Genomic DNA, 20,483 nt, shown 5'->3' on the forward strand with positions numbered 1-20,483 from the left:
AGCAGATTCCGGGGTCAAAATTACATTTTTTTTTTAATTAATCGGTTTTACCCTCTAAATCAAGTAAAAACGCATATTCCCTGGCCGTTTCCTTCAGGGCCTCAAACCTCCCGGATGCGCCTCCGTGGCCTGCTTCCATATTTGTTTCCATAAACAAGAAGTTAGAATCGGTCTTAACATCTCGTAACTTGGCTACCCATTTGGCAGGCTCCCAATACTGGACCTGGGAATCGTGTAATCCTGTAGTGACCAGCATATTGGGGTAATCCTGAGCTTTTACATTATCATATGGCGAATAGGATTTTATATACTCATAATATTCTTTATCGTTGGGATTACCCCATTCGTCATACTCCCCTGTTGTAAGCGGAATAGATTCATCTAACATTGTGGTGATCACGTCCACGAAAGGAACAGCGGCTATCACGCCATTGTAAAGTTCCGGAGCCATATTTACAATAGCGCCCATCAGCAGGCCTCCCGCAGATCCCCCGTAGGCATAGAGATGCCCTTTGCTCGTATACCCTTCTTTGATCAGGTGTTTGGATACATCGATGAAATCGTAGAAAGTATTTTTCTTTTTAAATAGCCGGCCATCTTCGTACCACTGCCTGCCCAAATACTCACCGCCCCGTACGTGCGCGATGGCATATACAAATCCACGGTCGAGCAAGCTGAGCCTAACGGTTGAAAAGTAAGGATCGGAAGTATAGCCGTAGGCGCCGTATCCATATTGCAGCAATGGTGTATTCGCGCCGAGTTCCGTGTCTTTGTGGTAGACCAGGGAAACCGGGATTTTAGTACCATCCCGTCCTTCTGCCCATATCCGCTCTGACCGGTAATTTTCTTTTTTAAATTTCCCACCCAGGACTTCCTGTTCTTTCTTGATCTCTTTCTCCCTGGTGGTCATATTGATGTCTATCACGGCATACGGAGAGGTCAGGGAATTGTACATATATCGCAAGGTATCCGTATTAAAATCCGGGTTGATATACGGGTAAGCAACATATGTTTCATTATCGAATGGAAGGTAATAACTCTCCCCGGAATCCCAGCGCGTGATCTTCATCTTATTAAGGCCCTGGTCCCGCTCGGTAAGCACGTAATAGTTCTTAAAAATCTCGACATCTTCGAGTAGCACAGAATCACGATGAGGAATAAATTCCTGCCAATGCTCCGAAGAAGTTTTGTCTTCCGGGGTTCTCATTAATTTAAAATTCGTGGCCCCATCTTTATTGGTCAGCACAAAGAAGCTGTCCCCAAAATGCGAAATACTGTATTCCAGCCCCCTGACCCGGGGAGAAAATACCTTAAAATTCCCGGCGGGTTGATCGGCTTCAAGCACCCTGTACTCCGTGGTCATGGTACTACCGGAACCAATGATGATATATTTGCGCGATTTGGATTTGTACACGTACGTATTAAAGGTTTCATCCTCCTCATGGTAGACCAGCTGGTCCTCTTCGGGAGATGTACCCAGGACGTGTTTATAGATCTTATCTGAACGCAAGGTTTGCGGGTCTTTCTTGGTGTAGTACAGGGTCTTGTTATCGTTGGCCCATACTCCACTCCCGGTAGTGTTCTCTATGATCTCCGGGTATAACTCCCCTGTAGCAAGGTTTTTCACCTGTATATTATACTGCCTCCTGGATACGGTATCCGTACCAAAAGCCACAAGGGAATTATCCGGGCTGACCGATATCCCCCTTAGGTTAAAATAGTCGTGCCCTTCTGCCATCACATTGCCATCAAACATCACTTCCTCTGCAGCCTCTAATGTTTCTTTTTTCCGGGAATACACGGGGTATTCCTTTCCTGTCTCGTAGCGGGTTATATACCAGTAGCCATTATACTTGTATGGAACGGAGGTATCATCTTCTTTGATGCGGCTGCGCATTTCTTTAAAAAGATTATCCTGGAAATCCCTCGTATGTGCGGTCATTTCATGGTAGTAGGCATTCTCGGCCTCCAGGTAAGCAATCACTTCGGGGTTCTCTCGATCGTTCAACCAGTAGTAGTTGTCTATCCTGGTATCACCATGAATACTGAGTTCTTTGGGTTGCTTTTTAACGTCTGGCGCTATAGTATCTTGCATAGGATGTATTTGAGACTGAAAAACGCTGGCAAAAATAAGACTTAAAAGGTGAATAGCAGTAGTATACATCAGCTTGATTGGTTTGTTACGGAATTGCCCCACAAATTAGTAAATTTGTGTGCACAATAATCTAAAAGAAATATTATGTTCGGAGATATGATGGGAATGATGGGTAAACTCAAGGAAACCCAGGAAAAAGTGAAAGCTACCAAGGAACGGCTAAATTCAGTATTCATCGAGGAAACATCCCCTGAGGACTTACTGAAAGTGACCATTACGGCAAACAGGGATATCAAGAGTATTGAAGTTGACGATTCTCTCTTGTCTGACAAAGAGAAACTGGAGGATTACCTCGTCATCACTTTGAATAAGGCCATTGCCAAAGCAACCAATGTAAATGAAACAGAATTGGCAGCAGTTGCGAAAGAAGGGATGCCCGATATTCCGGGAATGGATTCATTCCTGAAATAGGTACCGCTTACCATATAAAATACAGAGAGCTCACCGTCCCGGTTTTCACATCGGGATGATGAGCTCTTTTCTAGTTAAAGACACCCGGGTCGCTTTGAAAGTTATAATTCCCGGGCCGATGCACGGTAGGTCCGGAATCTGACCGCTATAACGGACTTTGTAGTTGCAACAGCTAATTCTGCAACCCGGAAATACAGCTGTTTTATCCTGGAAATATCGCGTATTACAAATTCAGGACAAACAAACAATTGAGCAACAAGGTGTTATCTACAATATAACAAATTTCCGGGGTTACAGGAAAGCCCTTAATTCAATATTTTTGTTACATTTAGAGAAAAGGCAGCATGATAAAGATCGAAAAGAATAAGGAACAACATTACCTCTTCACCCTCAGGACCGGGAGTGGAAGTGTTTTGTTAAATAGTATTCCCTACGAGGATAAGCAGACCTTATTACAGACGGTCGAAAAATTACCAACCCTGATCGAGGAACACATGGTTTTTGAAAGAAAGACCAACCACAACGGGAAATTCGTCTTTGACCTGAAAGATGAGCAAGGTAACCTTATAGGCAGGAGCCAGGAATACCTTTCAGAATCTGGACTGGAAAACGGCATCAAGAATATCCGCAAAACTCTGGACGGGATGGCTGATCATTCTCAGCTATAGCTTCTGTAAGCGTGCAATAACCTCCTTGTGCATCTGGTCCGTATAATCCATATGGGTAACCATCCTAACCTTCCCCTGCCCCATACCAATAACATGTATCTGGTGTTGTTTTAAGGCTTCCATACAGGCCTCGCTGCTCATCTGCGACTCATCCGTTTCAAAGATCACTATGTTGGTCTCTATTGGCTCTACCTTTTTTACAAATCGAAGGGCTTGTAATACCTGCCCGAGTTCCCGGGCTTTTTCATGGTCCTCGGCCAAACGTTTCCTGTGGTTGTCCAGGGCGTAAATACCTGCCGCAGCCAGGTATCCTGCCTGCCGCATTCCTCCTCCCAGGACCTTCCTGATGCGCAGCGCCTCTTTCATAACCTCCTTGGAACCTAGGAGTACAGAACCCACAGGGCAACCCAATCCTTTGCTGAGGCAGACACTGATGGTGTCAAACAACTGCCCGTACATTTCGGGTGATTCTCCTTTTTCCTCCATAGCGTTCCAAAGCCTTGCCCCGTCCAGGTGGTATCCCAGTCCGTGACGGTCACATATCTCTCTTACCCGCTGAAGTTCAGAAAAATCATAACAAGCTCCCCCGCCCTTGTTGGTGGTATTCTCCATACAGACCAGTGCCGTACGCGGACTGTGATAAAAATCAGGTGGATTGATGGCGGCTTCTACTAATTCGGCTGTGATCATCCCCCGATGTCCATCTACCAGTTTACAGGATACCCCGCTGTTAAAGCTTACTCCGCCCCCTTCGTAATTATACACATGGGCGTATTTATCACAGATCAACTGGTCTCCGGGACGGGTATGTATTTTTATAGCTGTCTGGTTAGCCATTGTTCCACTGGGGAAGAACAGTGCAGCTTCCATTCCGAACAAGGCTGCAATTTTTTCTTCCAGGGCATTGACCGTGGGATCAGCTTTAAAGACATCATCGCCTACTTCTGCGTTGAACATGGCCTGCAGCATGCCGGGCGACGGTTTGGTAACCGTATCGCTTATTAAGTTTATTTCCATAGCATTTCTTAGTTCATACAATCCATCCCTATGGGTGATCCATCGGGAATTTTCGGGGCATCCGGAACTTTGAACAATTCCGGGTGGCCGTAAAACCGGTCTATCCTCCGAACCATTTCCGCGGCCATAGCGTCATTGGAACTGGCCTGTAAAGTTTTGCGGAGAACTTTTAGTTCCTGGTGTACCAGCGCATTAACCTGAGGGTGAACTTCCTGGTTGGCTGCCAGCGCCATCAGGTGGAACAATACCCTGAAATTGATCACCTGCTGCACCTCCTTCAAATACGCGTTCTTCTGAGAATTTTCAAAGGTCGATTCAACCAGGCGGTCTAGCACTTCCTTAAGACCTAATTGGCCCGGATTGACTGCCTTCTGGTGTACCAGCCTGGAAGCACGCTCCGGGTGAAGCAGCAGCTCAAGGGTCATATCAGCGGCTGTTTCGGCAGCTGAAAGAGCATCAAAGGTAACCCCGGTCCGGCCTTCAATTGATTCACGCGTCCTGGGGTAACCTATAGCCCGCGGTGGGAACAAGGGCAGTTTATCCTCGGGAATCGCAATTACCCGGGCGTACAGTGTCCTTAAAACACCGTTCAGGGCCTGTTCCTGCTCTCTCCTGGGCATCTGGGCCACTGTCAGCTGTCCGTCCCCTTTTACGGCATAGTTATAATCCAGTCCGCCTACTACCTTGCTCGTGGCTTCAGTCTGGTAGCGGTGGTAAAAATACAATGGCGCAAAGACATCTTCGAGCAATGAGTACGGCTCCCCGGTACGGATATTATCTACTGAAAAATTAGAGATCGCCTTCTGCCTTACTGCCAAAACATTCTCCAGCTCTTCGTAGGTTTTCCCGCCGTTGTCCCAGAGATGGGCAAGACCATGGGCTCCCCCCATGGGGCGGGCATCCTGGTCAGAGATATAGCGAAGTCCCTGCCGGGAAGCTTCGTCAAGTATGTTATCCAGGGCAGCTGATTCATCAGTGCCTTCGGGAAAATCAGAATACGAATATGCCACCGTAACTTTATCCCACTCCCCGATCCCGGTATCATAGGCATCTTTGAACTGTACCTTCCCGTCCTCTAGATAAATCGTGGGATGGGGATAATCCATCACCGATGCCCTGTCGTTGGTACTTGCGGCAAAATTATGAGCAAAACCAAGGGTATGCCCGATCTCATGTGCAGATAACTGTCTTATCCTTGCCAGTGCAAGGTCCAGCATGGCCTGGTCATTATCGTCCCGTTCTGCAAAGGGTTTATTACTCAATGCCTGGGCGATCAGGTAATCCTGCCGGATCCTGAGACTTCCAAGGCTTACATGCCCTTTGATGATCTCTCCTGTCCTGGGGTCGGTGATACTGCTGCCATAACTCCATCCCCGGGTCGATCTGTGTACCCATTGGATCACGTTGTAACGGGCATCCAGCGGATCAGCATCGTCGGGAAGTACTTTTACCTGGAAGGCATTCTTATAGCCAATGGCCTCGAAAGCCTGGTTCCACCATTTTCCTCCTTCCAGTAAAGCTGACCGTACAGGTTCAGGGGTACCGTTGTCCAGGTAGTAAATTATGGGTTCTACAGCCTCGCTGACCGCAGCAGAAGGATCTTTCTTCTGCAGCCTGTGCCGTGTTACAAACCTTTTAAGAATGGGTTGATTAACCGGGGTGGCATAATCATAGAAGGAAAATGGATAAGATCCCGAACGCGGATCGTACTCCCTTTTCTCATAATCAGCATCCGGTAATGCGATAAAAGAATGGTGCTGGTTCACCGTCACCAGCCGTGCATCCGGGGTCACCGACCGGATATAACCACCCTCCGGGTTTCCTTTAAAAGTGAGGGTCACATCAAATTCAACGTTTTCCGGAAAAGCTTTAGTCCTTTCCAGGGAAATAGCACTTTTGCTACTATCCACACTGTAAGAACCCTGCCCATTGCTCTTTAACCGCTGGCCAACCCCATGCATATCCTGCATCAGGAAATCGGTGATATCTATCAGGTAGCGGCCTTCTTTCTCCTCTTCTATTTTAAAGCCGTACAGGACAGATTTTGCGAAGGCTTCGGTTACCGACCTCTTTTCAAGTTCATTATCCGATATAGCCCGGAACTTCATATTCGGCTGCACCAAGAGCAGTTTGTTCCCTGCTTTCCGGAAATACACCACCTGTTCGTTACCGAGCTGACCGCGGTCCAGCCCGATATCATTACTGCCTATCCCGCTGCTGAGGGAATACACGTACAGGAATTCTTCTTCTAAAGCAGAAACTTCCAGGTATATCTTATCTGAAGCAGCGTCGTAGTAATACGTAAAAAGCCCTTCTGATTTATCAAGGTTTTTACTTTTTTCGAATTGCTGTGAATTTACCCAGCTGATGCTAAATAGCAGGATGGCGGTTATAAAAAAACGAGTCATAAGGTGGTTTTGCGTCTAAAAGTATATAAAATCATCGAAATATGGATTTACTAAAACATGCAGGTGCAAGTCGGCAATTTCCAAAAATATACCCTCCTGTTGAGACAATCCCACAATAATCTCTTTTCCATGGGAATACAGTCTGGTAGTTGCTGAAAATTACCCTATCTTAAGAGAAGAAAAACCAACAGTATGATTACGGCTACCAACCCAATCTTCTCGTGTTACGAACACGACCAGGCCCATTACGATGAAGTATTTAATGCCAAGGGCGAGATCAAGAAGATGTACGAAACCCTTTTTGAACTCTACTGCGGGCATTCTATCGAGGACTATATACTCCTGAACAACAAGGCGAAATCATCTTTCTTTAACCAGGGGATCACCTTCCAGGTTTACGGAGAGAAGGAAACCAAAGAAAAAATCTTCCCATTCGATCTTTTCCCAAGGATCATCGGGGCGGAAGAATGGGATCACATAGAAAAAGGCGCACTGCAGCGCAGTAAGGCGCTTAACCTGTTTCTGTGGGATATTTATCACGATAAGAAGATACTTAAACAAGGCATTGTCCCTGTTGACCTTATCGGGTCATCGGCAAATTACCTGCAGGCGATGATCGGGGTGGATCCTCCCGGCGGAGTTTACAACCATGTCTCCGGTACGGATATCATCAAGCATTCGGACGGGGAATATTATGTGCTCGAAGACAACATCCGCTGTCCTTCGGGGGTCAGCTACGTGGTCTGTAACCGGACGGCACTCAAAAGAGCGCTCTTCGGTGTCTTTAACCATTACCGTGCCCATACAGTAACCAATTATGCTGAAAATCTCCTGGAGATCTTGCAAAGTGTAAAACCCAGAGGGGTGGATATCCCGACCTGCGTGGTCATTACCCCGGGCATGTACAATTCGGCCTACTACGAACATTCTTACCTCGCTAAGGCCATGGGCGTAGAACTCGTGGAAGGCAGGGACCTGTACGTGGAGAATGATTTCGTATACATGAAGACGATCAATGGCCCTAAAAAAGTTGACGTTATTTACAGGAGGGTGGACGACCTGTTCATAGATCCGCTGGAGTTTCGTGCCGATTCCAGCCTGGGGGTTCCGGGACTGTTCTCTGCATACCGGAAAGGCAACGTCTGCCTGGCCAATGCGCCCGGAACAGGTGTTGCGGATGATAAAGCGGTCTATACTTATATGCCTGAGATCATCAAATATTACCTGGATGAAGAGCCCATACTCAATAACGTTCATACCTATCACTGCAGCAGGCCTGAGGAATTAAAGTACGTGCTGGAACATATCTCTGAACTGGTAGTGAAACCTGTGGATGAGTCCGGAGGCTATGGTATCTCTATCGGGAATAAACTTAGCAAGCAGGAGATAGCCGAGGTACGGGAACAGATCAAAAAAGAACCCAGGAAGTATATTGCACAACCGATCATGTCACTATCGGTCCATCCGACCTATATAGATGAGAGCCAGTCTTTTGAACAGAGACATGTAGATCTGAGGACCTTTACCCTGCTCGGGCACAATGAAGAATTTGTGCTGAAGGGCGGATTAAGTCGCGTAGCCCTGCAAAAAGGCAACCTGGTCGTAAATTCTTCACAAGGAGGTGGCTCTAAAGACACCTGGGTATTAAAAGATAAGCAATAAACGTATGCTGGCAAGAGTAGCAAATAACCTGTATTGGATGGGGCGCTATATTGAGAGGTCAGAACATGTGGCCCGGTATATGCATGTTAATTATTTTTCTTCCCTGGATGCCCCTAACGAGTTATCACAAGACAGGCAGTTTGTGCTGCGGTCGATGAAATTTATGGTTGGTGACCCGGTAACCGACCTGGAAATTCAACTGGACGAAGCGGAAGTTCTTCACGACCTGGGCCTGAACCCGGAAAAAGGATACTCCATCATCAACAATGTAAAATTTTCACGTGAGAACGCCAACAGTGCCAGGGACCTGATCTCCACGGAATTGTACGAGGCCATCAATAAGTTCTATCATTTTGTCCTGAATTACGACAAAGAGCTGTACGTCAAGCGAGGCTTGTATGATTTCTGCATGAATATTACGGAAATGACCACCATACTCAGGGGAAAGATCCGGGCCACCCTGCTGCACGACGAGGTCTACGCCATTATCATGATGGGCATGAACCTGGAGCGCGCTACACAGATCATCAGGATCATCAATGCCAAATACAACGATGCTTTATTGGCCCGGAATGGGTATGATCCCGATGTCAGTAAAAGTTTTGAATGGGTTACCCTTTTAAAATGTGCAGAGTCATATGATATGATGCGCCGGTATTACAAGAAAGCACCCAGCAGTCTAAGTACACTGGAATTCCTCATCCTGAACGGCAATTGCCCGAGATCTGTAATGAACAGCCTGGACCAGGTAAACAAGCACATCCAGGTCCTTGAGAAAAGTAAAAACCCGGGGAAAGAGTCTGCAGCTTTTTTTATCGAGAAAATAAGAGCAGAACTGAAGTTTAAACATATCGAAGAAATAGAGGGGAATATCCGGGAATTTATAGAAACAAAACTGGAAGACCTGGTAATGGTTGCGGACAAACTCGAAAAAGAATTTTTTAACTACTGATATTGATCTCCCCGGAGACAATCATACACATATGGCCTTAGATTATACCGTAACCTATTCCGCTGAAAACCACTACGAAAACCTGGTTAAAGATGCAATTTGGCAATTTTTGATAATTCCGGAAGATAATGACAATCAAAGAGTTACCGATGTTCAGTTCAATAATTCCTTGGATGCTCCCGTATCCTACTCGGAGAACAGCAAAGGGTTCAGGACAATCAGGGTAACCCCCGTTAAACCATTTAATGACATCTCTTTCACCGCAAACTTCAGGTTGGTAAAAGACGAGATGAATCCCTTTGATTTTGTTCCACCTGAAGATCCCGGTAAAGACTACTTAACCCTGGATAGTCTTGAATTCAGGGTGGATCACGACAGCTATCTCCGACCGACCTCCTACACCACAGTTCCCGGATCAGCAGAGCTCACTTTTCAATGGGACAATGAGAAGGATATATTTACCAATATACAGGCACTGAACAGCTGGGTATATGAATACTTAAAATTTACTCCCGGTATTACCACCGTGGAAACCACCCTGCAGGACGTACTCGGGCACAGGAAGGGAGTCTGCCAGGATTTCACCCACCTTTTCCTCGCCTTGGTCCGAAAACATAAGGTCCCCGCCCGGTATGTCTCCGGTTATTTACACCAGGGAAGCGGATATTTCGGGGATTCCCAGATGCATGCCTGGGCAGAGGTTTATATTCCCAGGGTCGGGTGGATCGGGTTTGACCCTACCAACAACCTGCTGGTGGGCAGTGATCACATAAAAGTTGCACACGGCAGGGATTACAGCGAATGTTCACCCCTTACCGGGGTCCTGTACACCCTGGGCGAAAACCGAACTTCACATGCTGTGGGAGTAGCCTGCCAATAATAGGGACGTAACTGCTATTTATTCTTAAAAAAGAACGCTATTTTTGAGCCATAAAATTCTGAATTATGGTTACTACAGATCTTCATAAAGGTCTTATAGAACGCCTTGGCGCGTTAAGGAGGTATCTTTGACATTGATGCCAAGCTTGTCGAAATAGAGAACGAGGAAGAAAAAACGCTGGAACCGGATTTCTGGGATAATCCCCAGGAAGCCCAGGCCCAGATGAAAAAACTGCAATCGATCAAAAGCTGGGTCGAAGATTTTGATGAAGCAAAATCCCTGGCTGCCGATCTTGAAGTTCTTTTGGAATTCCAGAGGGAGGGCGATGTTTCTGAAGCAGAAGTTCAGCAACAGTATGAAAAAGCCCTGGACGCCCTGGAGAAACTCGAATTCCGTAATATGTTATCCGATGAAGGAGATGACCTGACAGCGGTTTTGCAGATCACTGCAGGTGCTGGTGGGACAGAAAGCTGCGATTGGGCTTCTATGCTGATGCGGATGTACATGATGTGGGCGGAAAAGCATAAATACAAGGTCAAGGAACTGAACTACCAGGAAGGAGATGTTGCCGGGATCAAGACCGTAACCCTGCAGATCGAAGGGGATTACGCTTTTGGCTGGCTGAAAGGTGAAAACGGGGTACACCGCCTGGTGCGGATCTCCCCTTTTGACAGCAATGCCAAAAGACATACCTCCTTTGCTTCGGTATATGTTTACCCGCTTGTAGATGACACCATCGAGATCGATGTAAACCCCTCAGATATTGAGATCACTACCGCTCGTTCCAGTGGTGCAGGAGGACAGAACGTAAACAAAGTTGAGACCAAGGTACAGTTGTATCATAAACCAACGGGAATACAGATTTCGTGTTCCGATTCGCGTTCCCAGCATGACAACCGGGCGACAGCTCTTAAAATGCTGAAATCCCAGCTCTACGAGATCGAGTTGCGGAAAAAAATGGAAGCCAGGGAGGCGATCGAATCGTCAAAGATGAAGATAGAATGGGGTTCGCAGATCAGGAATTACGTAATGCATCCCTATAAGCTGGTTAAGGATGTGCGGACCGGAGAAGAGACAGGGAACGTGGATGCGGTAATGGATGGTGCCCTGGATCCTTTCCTGAAAGCCTACCTGATGATGGCCGGGCAGAAAGAGGAAGAGATCTGATTGTTGAATTATATTATACCCTATGATACGAATTTATCATAACCCCAGGTGCAGGAAGTCCAGGGAAGGCCTGGCCCTGCTTGAGAACAGCGGCAATTCTTTTGAGATCGTTCGCTACCTGGACGAACCCCTGGACGAAGAGCAGCTGGCAGACCTGATCAAAGCACTTGGTATCAGTGCCGACCAATTGATCCGGAAGAACGAAGCGATCTGGAAAAGTGAGTACAAAGGAAAATCACTGTCTGAGAAAGAGCTTCTTAAAGCTATGGTGACCCATCCCAAACTCATTGAACGCCCTATAATATGGAAAGACGGTAAGGCTGTCATTGGCAGGCCTGCTGAGAAAATCCACGAAATACTCTGATCACCAACACCTTAAAAACAGGTGGTCGGGAGAATATTTTCATTTAACAAACATTTAACCAAAGTCGGTTAAACCTATATTGTTCATCTTAATCTTAGATACATTAAACATCATGAAGAACTGTAGACTATCACTTCTGACGCTTGTTTTTGCATTACTCAGTATCAGCTGGGCCGAAGCCCAGTACGGCTACGGCAACGGCAGCCGCTATGGCAGGCAGCGAAGCGGCCTCCCGAGAGGTCCTGAGCCACAGCAGGAAGAAGCGAAACCTCTTACAGCAGAAGAGATCGTAGCGGAGCAAATGCCCCAGATCATGGAGGTTGTTCCCCTGAACGCTTTTGAAGAGGCCGTAGTGAGTTCTATCCTGACCAAGTATGTTCAGCAGAGTATTGAGCTCCGGATCCTGGGGTTAGAAGCTGATAAAATGAGGGAAGGCATGGAAAAGATCCGCATCAATCAGAAAGCGGAATTGGAAGCCGGTTTACCGGCGGACAAATTCGCCGCCTTGATGGATCTGCAGGAAAATGGGTTTAAGAAAGCGAAACAAAAGAATAAGAAAAAAAAGAAGGGCAAAAAGCCTAAAGATTAAGATGAACAAAAAGCTACTTACCTACCTACTCCTATTTACTTCTTTGACATTCGGAATTGCCCAGAGCGGCAGGGGACCCAACCAGATCACTTTAAGTGGGAAGGTCCTCGATAAAGACAACGGCTTACCCCTGGAATACGCCACATTGGTACTACAGAGTGTTGACAACCCGGGGCAGGTAACAGGTGGCATCACAGATATTGACGGGAATTTCTCCGTAGAGACCAAGCCCGGCACCTACAATATCAGCGTAGAATATATCTCCTACAAAACATACAGGCTTAACAACCAGGAACTCAATTCGTCCCGGGATCTCGGAACGATCCGGATAGGGATTGACGTGGAACAACTGGAAGCGGTGGAAGTCGTGGGCGAAAAAACCACCGTAGAGGTCCGCCTGGATAAAAAGGTCTATAATATTGGAAAAGACCTTACCACCAGTGGCGCCACCGTTTCGGACGCCCTGAACAACGTCCCGTCGGTCAACGTGGATGTGGAAGGAAATATCAGCCTTCGCGGGAATGACAACGTTCGTATCCTGATCAACGGCAAACCATCTGCCCTGGCAGGTTTTGGGTCTACCGACGCCCTCCGGCAGCTTCCGGCAGATGCTATAGAAAAAGTGGAAGTGATCACCAGCCCTTCAGCCCGTTATGATGCCGAAGGAACCGCCGGGATACTCAACATAGTCCTGCGCAAGGAAAAAACACTTGGTTTTAACGGGTCAGTGAATGTTTACGCGGGATATCCCATCCAGAGTGGGATCACTGCCAATGCCAACCTCCGTACCGATAAGTTCAACATTTTCAACACGACCGGAGTTCGGTATAATGAATCTCCCGGGAATGCCTTTTTTGACAATACCTACACCTCCGGAAGTTTTGACCGTATCCTGGAAGTACGTGATTACGACCGCAGTGGCAAAAACTTCAATACCAACCTGGGAATGGAATATTTCCTTTCCGACAATTCCTCGATCACTGGTAGCATCTTTATGAGGTTCTCGGAAGGAGATGATACTACCGATAACAGTAACAGCAGGTTCAATAACGGCGCTCTGGACAGTCGAACCTTCCGCGTAGAAGAAGAACTGGAAGACGATGAGAGCTACCAGCTTTCCCTGAATTACACCAAGGATTTTAATGATGATGGACATAAACTGACCGCGGATTTCCAATATTCCACGGGGAATGAAATTGAAACCTCCAGGATAGAGGAAAACAGCATATTTCCTGATAGTGAACTGATCGTCAGGGAAAATGTGATCAACGATGAAGAAGAAAAAGAATACCTGATACAGGCAGATTACGTTTTACCTATCGGGGAGAATGCCCAGTTCGAAGCGGGTTACCGCGGAACCCTGGAGAATACGATCACCGACTACCAGCTGGATTCCCTGGACCAGTCCAGCGGAAATTTCGTGATCAACCGCAACCTGACCAATAAATTCACCTATGATGAGAATGTACATGCCGTCTACACCCAGTACGGGAACAAATTTGGCAAATTATCATTCTTACTGGGGTTAAGACTGGAAAGCACCCAACTCATCGGGAAACTGGAGTCTGAATTTGACAGTGAGGCTTTGCAGGAAGAACTGGGTGTAGATGTGGATGTGAATTTTGATAAGAACTACCTGGGCCTCTTCCCTACTGTTAACCTGATCTATGAACTAGGTGAAATGGAGCAGATCTCCCTGGGCTATAACCGGCGGATCAACCGGCCTAGAGGATGGTTCATCAACCCCTTCCCTTCGCGGTCCAGCCGGACCAATATCTTCCAGGGGAACCCGGACCTGGACCCGGCCTTTGCCAATGCCTTTGATCTTGGGTACCTTAAACGATGGCAGGAACTGACCCTGACTGGTTCTGTCTACTACCAGAAAGAAACCAATTCTTTTGAACGGGTACAGGAACAAACAGGGCAGACTACTACAGACGGTATTGAGATCGTCCGGTCTATCCCTATCAACCTTGCAACTAACGAACGGATTGGCGCCGAAGCGGGACTTCTTTACAGCCCTACGCGCTGGTTACGACTGAACAGCAGTTTTAACCTCTTCCGGTTTTCATCAGAAGGCGTTTTTAACGGGGTAGATTACGGAACAGAGAATACCAGCTGGTTTGCGCGTTTCAGCTCCAAGGTAACTTTACCGGCTAAGATAGACCTGCAGACCAATGCATTTTACCGCGGGCCTTCCCAGAATGCCCAGACCGAATCCGAGGGCATATTCTCCCTGAACGTCGCTATGAGTAAGGATGTTTTCAACGATAACGGAACTATTTCATTAAATGTGAGCGACCTGCTTAATTCCAGGAAGCGAAGATCGTTTACCGAAACGGACTTCTTTACTTCAAGGAGCGAATTCCAGTGGAGGGAACGATCAGTGACCCTGGCTTTTATCTACCGCTTTAACGAGCAAAAGAAACGCAACGGGCAAGGCAGGGGTAATGGATATGATGACGGAGAAGAATTTGAAGGAGGAGCAAAGTAGTCCTGAGGCTACTTCATAAAACGAGAAAAGGCCTTGAAAAAGGCCTTTTTTTATATGGTAAAACGAGCTTCACCCTATTGCTGAGCGCGTTTTGCTTTTTTAGCTTCACGTTTTTCTTTCCAGATTTCCAGGAGATTTCCTCCTAACCAATAAGGGACCACGAAAAGCAGTAAAAACATCATTAACCAGAAACCGATGGTTAAAATGGTGGCAAATGCTAAAAATCCCAGGTATTGATCGAATTCAAACATAATATTATTCTTTGCGGAACAAAGATACTTTGATTTTTATAAAAAGCGCAAATCAAAAAGCGAAAAAAAACAACCCGGCAATTTTGAACTGTCCCCTACTGGAATTTATGGTGCCAAAGCGCTACCTTTGCGTGTACACAAAACAGCCTGAATTATGAGTTTCCGAATAGAAAAAGACACTATGGGCGAGGTTAAGGTCCCGTCCGACAAATACTGGGGAGCACAGACAGAGCGCTCCCGGAATAATTTTAAGATCGGGCCGGCAGGTTCGATGCCTCTAGACATTGTATATGGCTTCGCCTATCTAAAAAAAGCTGCTGCATACACCAACTGCGAGCTGGGCGTCTTGTCTGAAGAAAAGCGTGACCTGATCGCCAAGGTCTGTGACGAGATCCTGAATGGCAAGCACGATGACCAGTTTCCCCTGGTGATCTGGCAAACCGGTTCAGGAACGCAGAGCAATATGAATGTGAACGAGGTTATTGCCAACCGCGCCCAGGAATTGGCCGGCGGCAAGATCGGGGAAGGTGAAAAAGCCATCCAGCCAAATGACGATGTAAACAAGTCCCAGTCATCGAATGACACTTTCCCTACAGGGATGCACATCGCTGCCTATAAGAAAATCATGGAGGTCACCCTGCCCGGGCTCATCAAACTCCGCAATACATTAAATGCCAAATCAGAGGAATTTGCAGACTGTGTGAAGATTGGCCGTACCCACCTAATGGATGCCACTCCCCTCACCCTCGGACAGGAATTCTCCGGATATGTATCCCAAATGGACCATGGGATTAAGGCCCTGAAAAATACACTGGATCACCTGAGTGAACTAGCCCTTGGAGGAACTGCCGTAGGAACGGGACTGAACACTCCAAAAGGATATGATGTACTGGTGGCCAAATACATCGCAGAATTCACCGGGCTGCCCTTCAGGACCGCAGAAAATAAATTTGAAGCCCTGGCAGCTCACGATGCATTCGTAGAAACCCATGGCGCTCTGAAACAATTGGCGGTATCATTAAACAAGATTGCCAACGATATCCGGATGATGGCTTCCGGACCGCGTTCAGGGATCGGGGAGATCACCATCCCGGCTAATGAACCTGGAAGTTCTATCATGCCAGGGAAAGTGAACCCCACACAGTGCGAAGCACTTACCATGGTCTGTGCGCAAGTTATGGGGAACGATGTAGCGATTACCATCGGGGGCACACAGGGACATTATGAACTGAATGTCTTTAAACCTATGATGGCAGCCAACCTGCTGCAATCCGCACAATTACTCGGAGATGCCTGCATCAGTTTTGATACGCATTGTGCAAGTGGCATCAAGCCTAATGAAAAGGTGATCAAACAGTTACTGAACAACTCGCTGATGCTGGTTACTGCTCTTAATACCAAGATCGGGTATTACAAGGCTGCAGAAATTGCCAATACCGCTCATGAAAACGGCACTACCCTGCGTGAAGAAGCAGTCAGGCTGGGATATGTTACCGAGGAAGAGTACGACGCCTGGGTTCGCCCGGAAGACATGGTGGGGAGTATGCCCGCAGAAAAGTCCTCTAAGTAATAAAATGAAAAAGGGATGATCGAATGATCATCCCTTTTTTTATGCTTGGTCAACTATGATTTACTTCAAGGTGAACTTGGAAGTTCCCAGTAATTTCAGGTTATCGTCATAAACGTTTACCATATAATTACCTTCTTTGAAATCTCCTGAAGGTTTGTTGATATAATCACATACATCCAGGTTCTTGTTCTCATAGTAAAAATTAGTGCTCTTGCTGAAAGTTACGGTATTGCCTTCCTCGTTGCTCTTAGTCTGGGCTCCGCCAAGGACATTCCCCTGAGGATCCAATACTTCGATCAGGAACTCACGGTCACCGGCTTCGGCGATCACGTTATCCGCAACTGTAAAACATACTTTAAACTTATCAGTCCTGTTAGCCCTGGAAGTAGAAACCAGTTTCCCGTTGTTTCTTTCTTTAACGGCATCAACATTGAACTTGTTCAGGTTAAGTGCAGAACCTCTCTCAACAGCATCAGCCAGTTGAGTATTCTGTACTACCAGAGAATCGTTGAATACGGTTTGTTTTTCCAGTTCTACGAAAGTACTGTCTCTCTGCATAGCGATAAGAGCGTTAGACTGCTTCAGGGAATCTACCTGGCGCAGTAATTGCTCGCGCTCTTCCTTCAGAACATTTACTTGTCTCCTGTAACGGGAAAGAGCAGAAATATCAGCCTTCATGGTTTGTACAGAATCGATGTATTTAGCGATCCTGTCCCTGGCAGCTACCAACTCTTCATTCGTGGCATTGCTCTCAAGGATTGCTTTGTCATATTCAGACTTCAAGCTGGTCAGGTCATCAACTACCAGTTCTTTCTCCTGTGTAAGGATCTCGGTAGTCTTTTTCTTGTCCTGGTACAGGGTAACTGTATAGATAATGGTACCTAATAATACCACCCCAAGCAGACCTGCTATCACCTTTAATCCGTTGTTACTTTTAGTTTCAGTCATAGTGTAAAAAATTAACTTTAGTATTTACCTTTTCAAAGAAAAGTATTTGTTTGTATCAGTCTATATACGAGTTAACTATCCTTTTAGATTTTTTTCAATAAAATTTTTCAATTCGGACGGCCGGAATTTCGATCCGGATTTCATTCCTTATCCCTTTAATATGGTAACTTTAAAGGTGATACCGCGTGCCCGGAACGGGTGACAACCCCCGGGAGCGTATATTTTACGAGGGGTCCGGGGTATCCGGCGCCAGGATCTCACAGCAAGTTGTAATAGTGAGACAAGGCCCTGACGAGATCAAAAAAAAATATCCTAATCCAAAAAAAAATTAAAACGATATGAAAATCATCTTACCGCTTGCCATCAGCTGTCTGCTTTTTACAGCTTGTAAAGAAGAAAAAAAGGGATCGGTCACCGAGAAAGCTGTTGCCACGGAGGTTACAGAAACCAGGACTGAATCCTCTTTCGAGATCAACCCGGTGTCTCACGCCTCCGCGGTGATCTACTGGAATGATAACACTATATATATAGACCCGGTAGGCGGGGCCGAGGCTTACAAAGTCTATAAACCGGCAGACCTGATCCTTATTACGGATATCCACGGAGACCACCTGGATGTGGCCACCCTGGAAGGGCTGGACACCAGCAAGGCGAAGATCATTGCCCCGGCTGCAGTTGCTGAGAAACTGCCGGAAGAATTTACATCCCAGGTAGATGTGCTCGCCAACGGGGAGAGCAAAGAACACTATGGAATTACCGTAGAAGCCATTCCCATGTATAACCTTCGCGAGGAGGCTAAAGATTTCCATGTGAAAGGACGGGGCAATGGTTATGTGCTCAACTACCAGGGAGAGCGGGTGTATTTTTCCGGGGATACAGAAGATATATCAGAGATGAGAAGCCTAAAAAACATCGATAAGGCTTTTGTCTGCATGAACCTGCCCTATACCATGACGGTTGAAAAGGCGGCAGATGCAGTGGTCGATTTTAAACCGGCCAAGGTTTATCCTTACCATTACAGGGGGCGGCCCGATGTTAGTGATGTCTCCAGGTTTAAAGAACTGGTGAATAAAGGTGATTCCGGGATAGAAGTGATACAATTAGACTGGTACCCCGCAGAACCCTATTAACCATTGGTTGCCGGATAAAATAAAAAAGGACGGTTACAGAACCGTCCTTTCTTTTTATTTCTGCTGCAGTATCAGCGAATCAGCTTCTTGTACTTGATCCGTTTAGGCATGATATCTGCGCCAAGTCTTTTCTTCCTGTTCTCCTCGTAATCAGAGAAAGATCCTTCAAAGAAATATACCTGCGAATCCCCTTCAAATGCGAGGATGTGGGTACAGATACGATCCAGGAACCAACGGTCGTGCGAAATGATGGCTGCGCAACCGGCAAAATTCTCCAGGCCTTCTTCTAAAGCCCTCAGGGTATTTACATCCAGGTCGTTCGTCGGCTCATCCAAAAGGAGTACGTTCCCCTCTTCTTTCAGTGTCATTGCCAGGTGCAGCCTGTTGCGTTCTCCCCCGGATAACATACTTACTTTCTTGTTCTGTTCACTACCGGAAAAATTAAAACGGCTTAAGTAAGCCCTGGAATTGACCTGCCTTCCCCCCATCATGACCAGCTCCTGCCCGTCACTGAAGTTCTGCCAGATCGTCTTTTCAGGATCAATATTGGAATGGCTCTGATCCACGTAGGCGATCTTAGCGGTCTCCCCTACCTTGAATTCGCCTTTATCAGGGGTTTCCTCTCCCATGATCATTCGGAAGATTGTGGTCTTACCAGCCCCGTTAGGACCGATGATACCTACGATCCCTGCCTGTGGCAAGGTGAAATTAAGATCTTCGTAGAGTAATTTGTCCCCGTATGCTTTGCTCACACCCTTGGCCTCGATAACATTGGTACCTAACCTTGGCCCGTTCGGGATGTAGATCTCCAGTTTCTCATCCAGCTGTTTCTGGTCCTGGCTCAGAAGCTTGTCATAGTTCTTCAGACGGGCTTTTTGCTTGGTCTGCCGGCCTTTGGCTCCCTGTCTTACCCACTCCAGCTCTCGCTCCAGGGTTTTCTGTCTCTTAGACGCCTGCTTATTCTCCTGGGCAAGACGTTTTGATTTCTGGTCCAGCCAGCTGCTGTAGTTTCCTTTCCATGGGATACCTTCACCCCTGTCCAGTTCCAGGATCCATCCCGCCACATTATCGAGGAAATAACGGTCGTGCGTTACCGCGATCACCGTTCCCTTATACCCTGCCAGGTGATGCTCTAACCAATGCACGGATTCGGCATCCAGGTGGTTGGTAGGCTCATCCAGGAGAAGGATCTCCGGCTCCTGTAACAATAAGCGACATAGGGCGACCCGGCGTCTTTCACCCCCGGAGAGTACGGATATTTTCTTATCAGCCTCCGGAGTGCGGAGCGCATCCATGGCAATTTCCAGCTTGGTATCCAACTCCCAGGCATTGGCCGCGTCTATCTGGTCCTGTAAGGCAGCCTGCTTATCCATAAGCTTCTGCATCTTATCGGGATCCTCGTAGACCTCCGGCAGGCCAAACATATCATTTATCTTGTTGTATTCATCCAGGATGGCGACCGTTTCCGCAACGCCCTCCTTGACAACTTCGAGTACCGTTTTAGACTCGTCCAGCTCCGGCTCCTGGGCCAGGTATCCCACCCGGTAACCCGGTGAAAATACCATATCACCCTGGAAATTCTTATCCTCCCCGGCGATGATCCTGAGCAGGGTCGATTTTCCTGAACCGTTAAGCCCGAGGATTCCGATCTTGGCTCCGTAGAAGAAACTCAGGTAGATGTTCTTCAGTACCGGGGTATTGGCATTCTTGTAGGTCTTGGTGACCCCGGACATGGAAAAAATTACTTTTTTATCGTCTGACATAGAAGTAAATAAATTGTATCAATTAAAGTGATAGTTTAATATAATCTAACAGCT

The 20,483-nt window shown here is 46.9% G+C and carries 17 protein-coding genes; 11 read left to right on the plus strand and 6 right to left on the minus strand.

Annotated elements, in window-relative coordinates; all coding sequences use genetic code 11:
- Positions 1 to 37: 37 nt before the first annotated feature.
- Complete coding sequence (locus tag CLV82_RS11020; RefSeq protein ID WP_243744193.1) at positions 38 to 2,095, minus strand: S9 family peptidase; 2,058 nt, start codon at positions 2,093 to 2,095, stop codon at positions 38 to 40.
- A gap of 144 nt (positions 2,096 to 2,239) precedes the next feature.
- Here CLV82_RS11020 and CLV82_RS11025 point away from each other — a divergent pair, with 144 nt between their 5' ends.
- Positions 2,240 to 2,566, plus strand: a complete 327-nt coding sequence (locus tag CLV82_RS11025; RefSeq protein ID WP_133644352.1) for a YbaB/EbfC family nucleoid-associated protein — start codon at positions 2,240 to 2,242, stop codon at positions 2,564 to 2,566.
- 344 nt (positions 2,567 to 2,910) lie between these two features.
- Entirely contained in the window at positions 2,911 to 3,234 is a 324-nt protein-coding gene (locus tag CLV82_RS11030; RefSeq protein ID WP_133644353.1) for a YegP family protein, read from the plus strand.
- Here the strand turns inward: CLV82_RS11030 and CLV82_RS11035 are convergent.
- Both CLV82_RS11035 and CLV82_RS11040 read right to left on the minus strand, forming a co-directional pair.
- Positions 3,229 to 4,251, minus strand: a complete 1,023-nt coding sequence (locus tag CLV82_RS11035) for a threonine aldolase family protein (RefSeq protein WP_133644354.1) — start codon at positions 4,249 to 4,251, stop codon at positions 3,229 to 3,231. The two genes, CLV82_RS11030 and CLV82_RS11035, sit on opposite strands and share 6 nt — an antisense overlap.
- An 8-nt stretch (positions 4,252 to 4,259) precedes the next feature.
- The gene (locus CLV82_RS11040) at positions 4,260 to 6,659 is read right to left on the minus strand and encodes a zinc-dependent metalloprotease (protein WP_133644355.1); all 2,400 of its coding nucleotides are present in this window, start codon (positions 6,657 to 6,659) and stop codon (positions 4,260 to 4,262) included.
- A 192-nt stretch (positions 6,660 to 6,851) separates the two neighbouring features.
- Between CLV82_RS11040 and CLV82_RS11045 the strand changes: the two genes are divergently transcribed.
- From CLV82_RS11045 to CLV82_RS11075, 7 genes are all read left to right on the plus strand, one after another.
- Entirely contained in the window at positions 6,852 to 8,321 is a 1,470-nt protein-coding gene (locus tag CLV82_RS11045) for a circularly permuted type 2 ATP-grasp protein (protein ID WP_133644356.1), read from the plus strand.
- Between the two features lie 4 nt (positions 8,322 to 8,325).
- Complete coding sequence (locus CLV82_RS11050; protein WP_133644357.1) at positions 8,326 to 9,273, plus strand: alpha-E domain-containing protein; 948 nt, start codon at positions 8,326 to 8,328, stop codon at positions 9,271 to 9,273.
- A 31-nt stretch (positions 9,274 to 9,304) separates the two neighbouring features.
- Positions 9,305 to 10,153 (plus strand): transglutaminase-like domain-containing protein, encoded by an 849-nt coding sequence (locus tag CLV82_RS11055; protein ID WP_133644358.1) that lies wholly within the window; start codon positions 9,305 to 9,307, stop codon positions 10,151 to 10,153.
- Positions 10,154 to 10,218: 65 nt separating this feature from the next.
- A protein-coding gene (prfB, locus tag CLV82_RS11060) for a peptide chain release factor 2 (protein ID WP_133644359.1) occupies positions 10,219 to 11,320 on the plus strand; the annotation gives its coding sequence in 2 pieces (ribosomal slippage) (positions 10,219 to 10,281 and positions 10,283 to 11,320; 1,101 coding nt in all).
- Between the two features lie 22 nt (positions 11,321 to 11,342).
- Positions 11,343 to 11,684: an arsenate reductase (glutaredoxin) gene (arsC, locus tag CLV82_RS11065; protein ID WP_133644360.1), complete on the plus strand. Its 342-nt coding sequence runs from the start codon at positions 11,343 to 11,345 to the stop codon at positions 11,682 to 11,684.
- 112 nt (positions 11,685 to 11,796) lie between these two features.
- Complete coding sequence (locus tag CLV82_RS11070; protein ID WP_133644361.1) at positions 11,797 to 12,273, plus strand: hypothetical protein; 477 nt, start codon at positions 11,797 to 11,799, stop codon at positions 12,271 to 12,273.
- Position 12,274: 1 nt separating this feature from the next.
- Positions 12,275 to 14,767, plus strand: a complete 2,493-nt coding sequence (locus tag CLV82_RS11075; RefSeq protein WP_133644362.1) for a TonB-dependent receptor domain-containing protein — start codon at positions 12,275 to 12,277, stop codon at positions 14,765 to 14,767.
- A 74-nt stretch (positions 14,768 to 14,841) separates the two neighbouring features.
- On the opposite strand, the gene CLV82_RS14755 is transcribed toward CLV82_RS11075, so the two are convergent.
- Complete coding sequence (locus tag CLV82_RS14755; protein WP_166636709.1) at positions 14,842 to 15,018, minus strand: hypothetical protein; 177 nt, start codon at positions 15,016 to 15,018, stop codon at positions 14,842 to 14,844.
- Positions 15,019 to 15,172: 154 nt separating this feature from the next.
- Between CLV82_RS14755 and fumC the strand changes: the two genes are divergently transcribed.
- Positions 15,173 to 16,588 carry a class II fumarate hydratase gene (gene fumC / locus CLV82_RS11080; RefSeq protein ID WP_133644363.1) on the plus strand — a complete coding sequence of 472 codons (1,416 nt, stop codon included), beginning with the start codon at positions 15,173 to 15,175 and terminating at the stop codon, positions 16,586 to 16,588.
- 60 nt (positions 16,589 to 16,648) lie between these two features.
- Here the strand turns inward: fumC and CLV82_RS11085 are convergent, their stop codons facing one another.
- Positions 16,649 to 17,536 (minus strand): hypothetical protein, encoded by an 888-nt coding sequence (locus CLV82_RS11085; protein WP_133644364.1) that lies wholly within the window; start codon positions 17,534 to 17,536, stop codon positions 16,649 to 16,651.
- 338 nt (positions 17,537 to 17,874) lie between these two features.
- On the opposite strand from CLV82_RS11085, the gene CLV82_RS11090 reads away from it, so the two are divergent.
- Complete coding sequence (locus CLV82_RS11090) at positions 17,875 to 18,666, plus strand: MBL fold metallo-hydrolase (protein WP_133644365.1); 792 nt, start codon at positions 17,875 to 17,877, stop codon at positions 18,664 to 18,666.
- A 71-nt stretch (positions 18,667 to 18,737) separates the two neighbouring features.
- Here CLV82_RS11090 and ettA read toward each other — a convergent pair whose 3' ends face one another.
- Positions 18,738 to 20,429 (minus strand): energy-dependent translational throttle protein EttA, encoded by a 1,692-nt coding sequence (gene ettA / locus CLV82_RS11095; protein ID WP_133644366.1) that lies wholly within the window; start codon positions 20,427 to 20,429, stop codon positions 18,738 to 18,740.
- Positions 20,430 to 20,483: the final 54 nt, after the last annotated feature.

This window comes from Zeaxanthinibacter enoshimensis (assembly GCF_004362865.1).
Lineage (GTDB): Bacteria > Bacteroidota > Bacteroidia > Flavobacteriales > Flavobacteriaceae > Zeaxanthinibacter > Zeaxanthinibacter enoshimensis.

What these genes read in the sequence shown, in the direction of transcription:
- CLV82_RS11030 (WP_133644353.1), top strand. Translation starts at nt 2,911, where the DNA reads ATGATAAAGATCGAAAAGAATAAGGAACAACATTACCTCTTCACCCTC.
- CLV82_RS11075 (WP_133644362.1), top strand. Translation starts at nt 12,275, where the DNA reads ATGAACAAAAAGCTACTTACCTACCTACTCCTATTTACTTCTTTGACA.
- arsC (WP_133644360.1), top strand. Translation starts at nt 11,343, where the DNA reads ATGATACGAATTTATCATAACCCCAGGTGCAGGAAGTCCAGGGAAGGC.
- CLV82_RS11050 (WP_133644357.1), top strand. Translation starts at nt 8,326, where the DNA reads ATGCTGGCAAGAGTAGCAAATAACCTGTATTGGATGGGGCGCTATATT.
- ettA (WP_133644366.1), bottom strand. Translation starts at nt 20,429, where the DNA reads ATGTCAGACGATAAAAAAGTAATTTTTTCCATGTCCGGGGTCACCAAG.
- CLV82_RS11020 (WP_243744193.1), bottom strand. Translation starts at nt 2,095, where the DNA reads ATGCAAGATACTATAGCGCCAGACGTTAAAAAGCAACCCAAAGAACTC.
- CLV82_RS11025 (WP_133644352.1), top strand. Translation starts at nt 2,240, where the DNA reads ATGTTCGGAGATATGATGGGAATGATGGGTAAACTCAAGGAAACCCAG.
- CLV82_RS11090 (WP_133644365.1), top strand. Translation starts at nt 17,875, where the DNA reads ATGAAAATCATCTTACCGCTTGCCATCAGCTGTCTGCTTTTTACAGCT.
- fumC (WP_133644363.1), top strand. Translation starts at nt 15,173, where the DNA reads ATGAGTTTCCGAATAGAAAAAGACACTATGGGCGAGGTTAAGGTCCCG.
- CLV82_RS11055 (WP_133644358.1), top strand. Translation starts at nt 9,305, where the DNA reads ATGGCCTTAGATTATACCGTAACCTATTCCGCTGAAAACCACTACGAA.
- CLV82_RS11085 (WP_133644364.1), bottom strand. Translation starts at nt 17,536, where the DNA reads ATGACTGAAACTAAAAGTAACAACGGATTAAAGGTGATAGCAGGTCTG.
- CLV82_RS11035 (WP_133644354.1), bottom strand. Translation starts at nt 4,251, where the DNA reads ATGGAAATAAACTTAATAAGCGATACGGTTACCAAACCGTCGCCCGGC.
- CLV82_RS11070 (WP_133644361.1), top strand. Translation starts at nt 11,797, where the DNA reads ATGAAGAACTGTAGACTATCACTTCTGACGCTTGTTTTTGCATTACTC.
- CLV82_RS11040 (WP_133644355.1), bottom strand. Translation starts at nt 6,659, where the DNA reads ATGACTCGTTTTTTTATAACCGCCATCCTGCTATTTAGCATCAGCTGG.
- CLV82_RS11045 (WP_133644356.1), top strand. Translation starts at nt 6,852, where the DNA reads ATGATTACGGCTACCAACCCAATCTTCTCGTGTTACGAACACGACCAG.
- CLV82_RS14755 (WP_166636709.1), bottom strand. Translation starts at nt 15,018, where the DNA reads ATGTTTGAATTCGATCAATACCTGGGATTTTTAGCATTTGCCACCATT.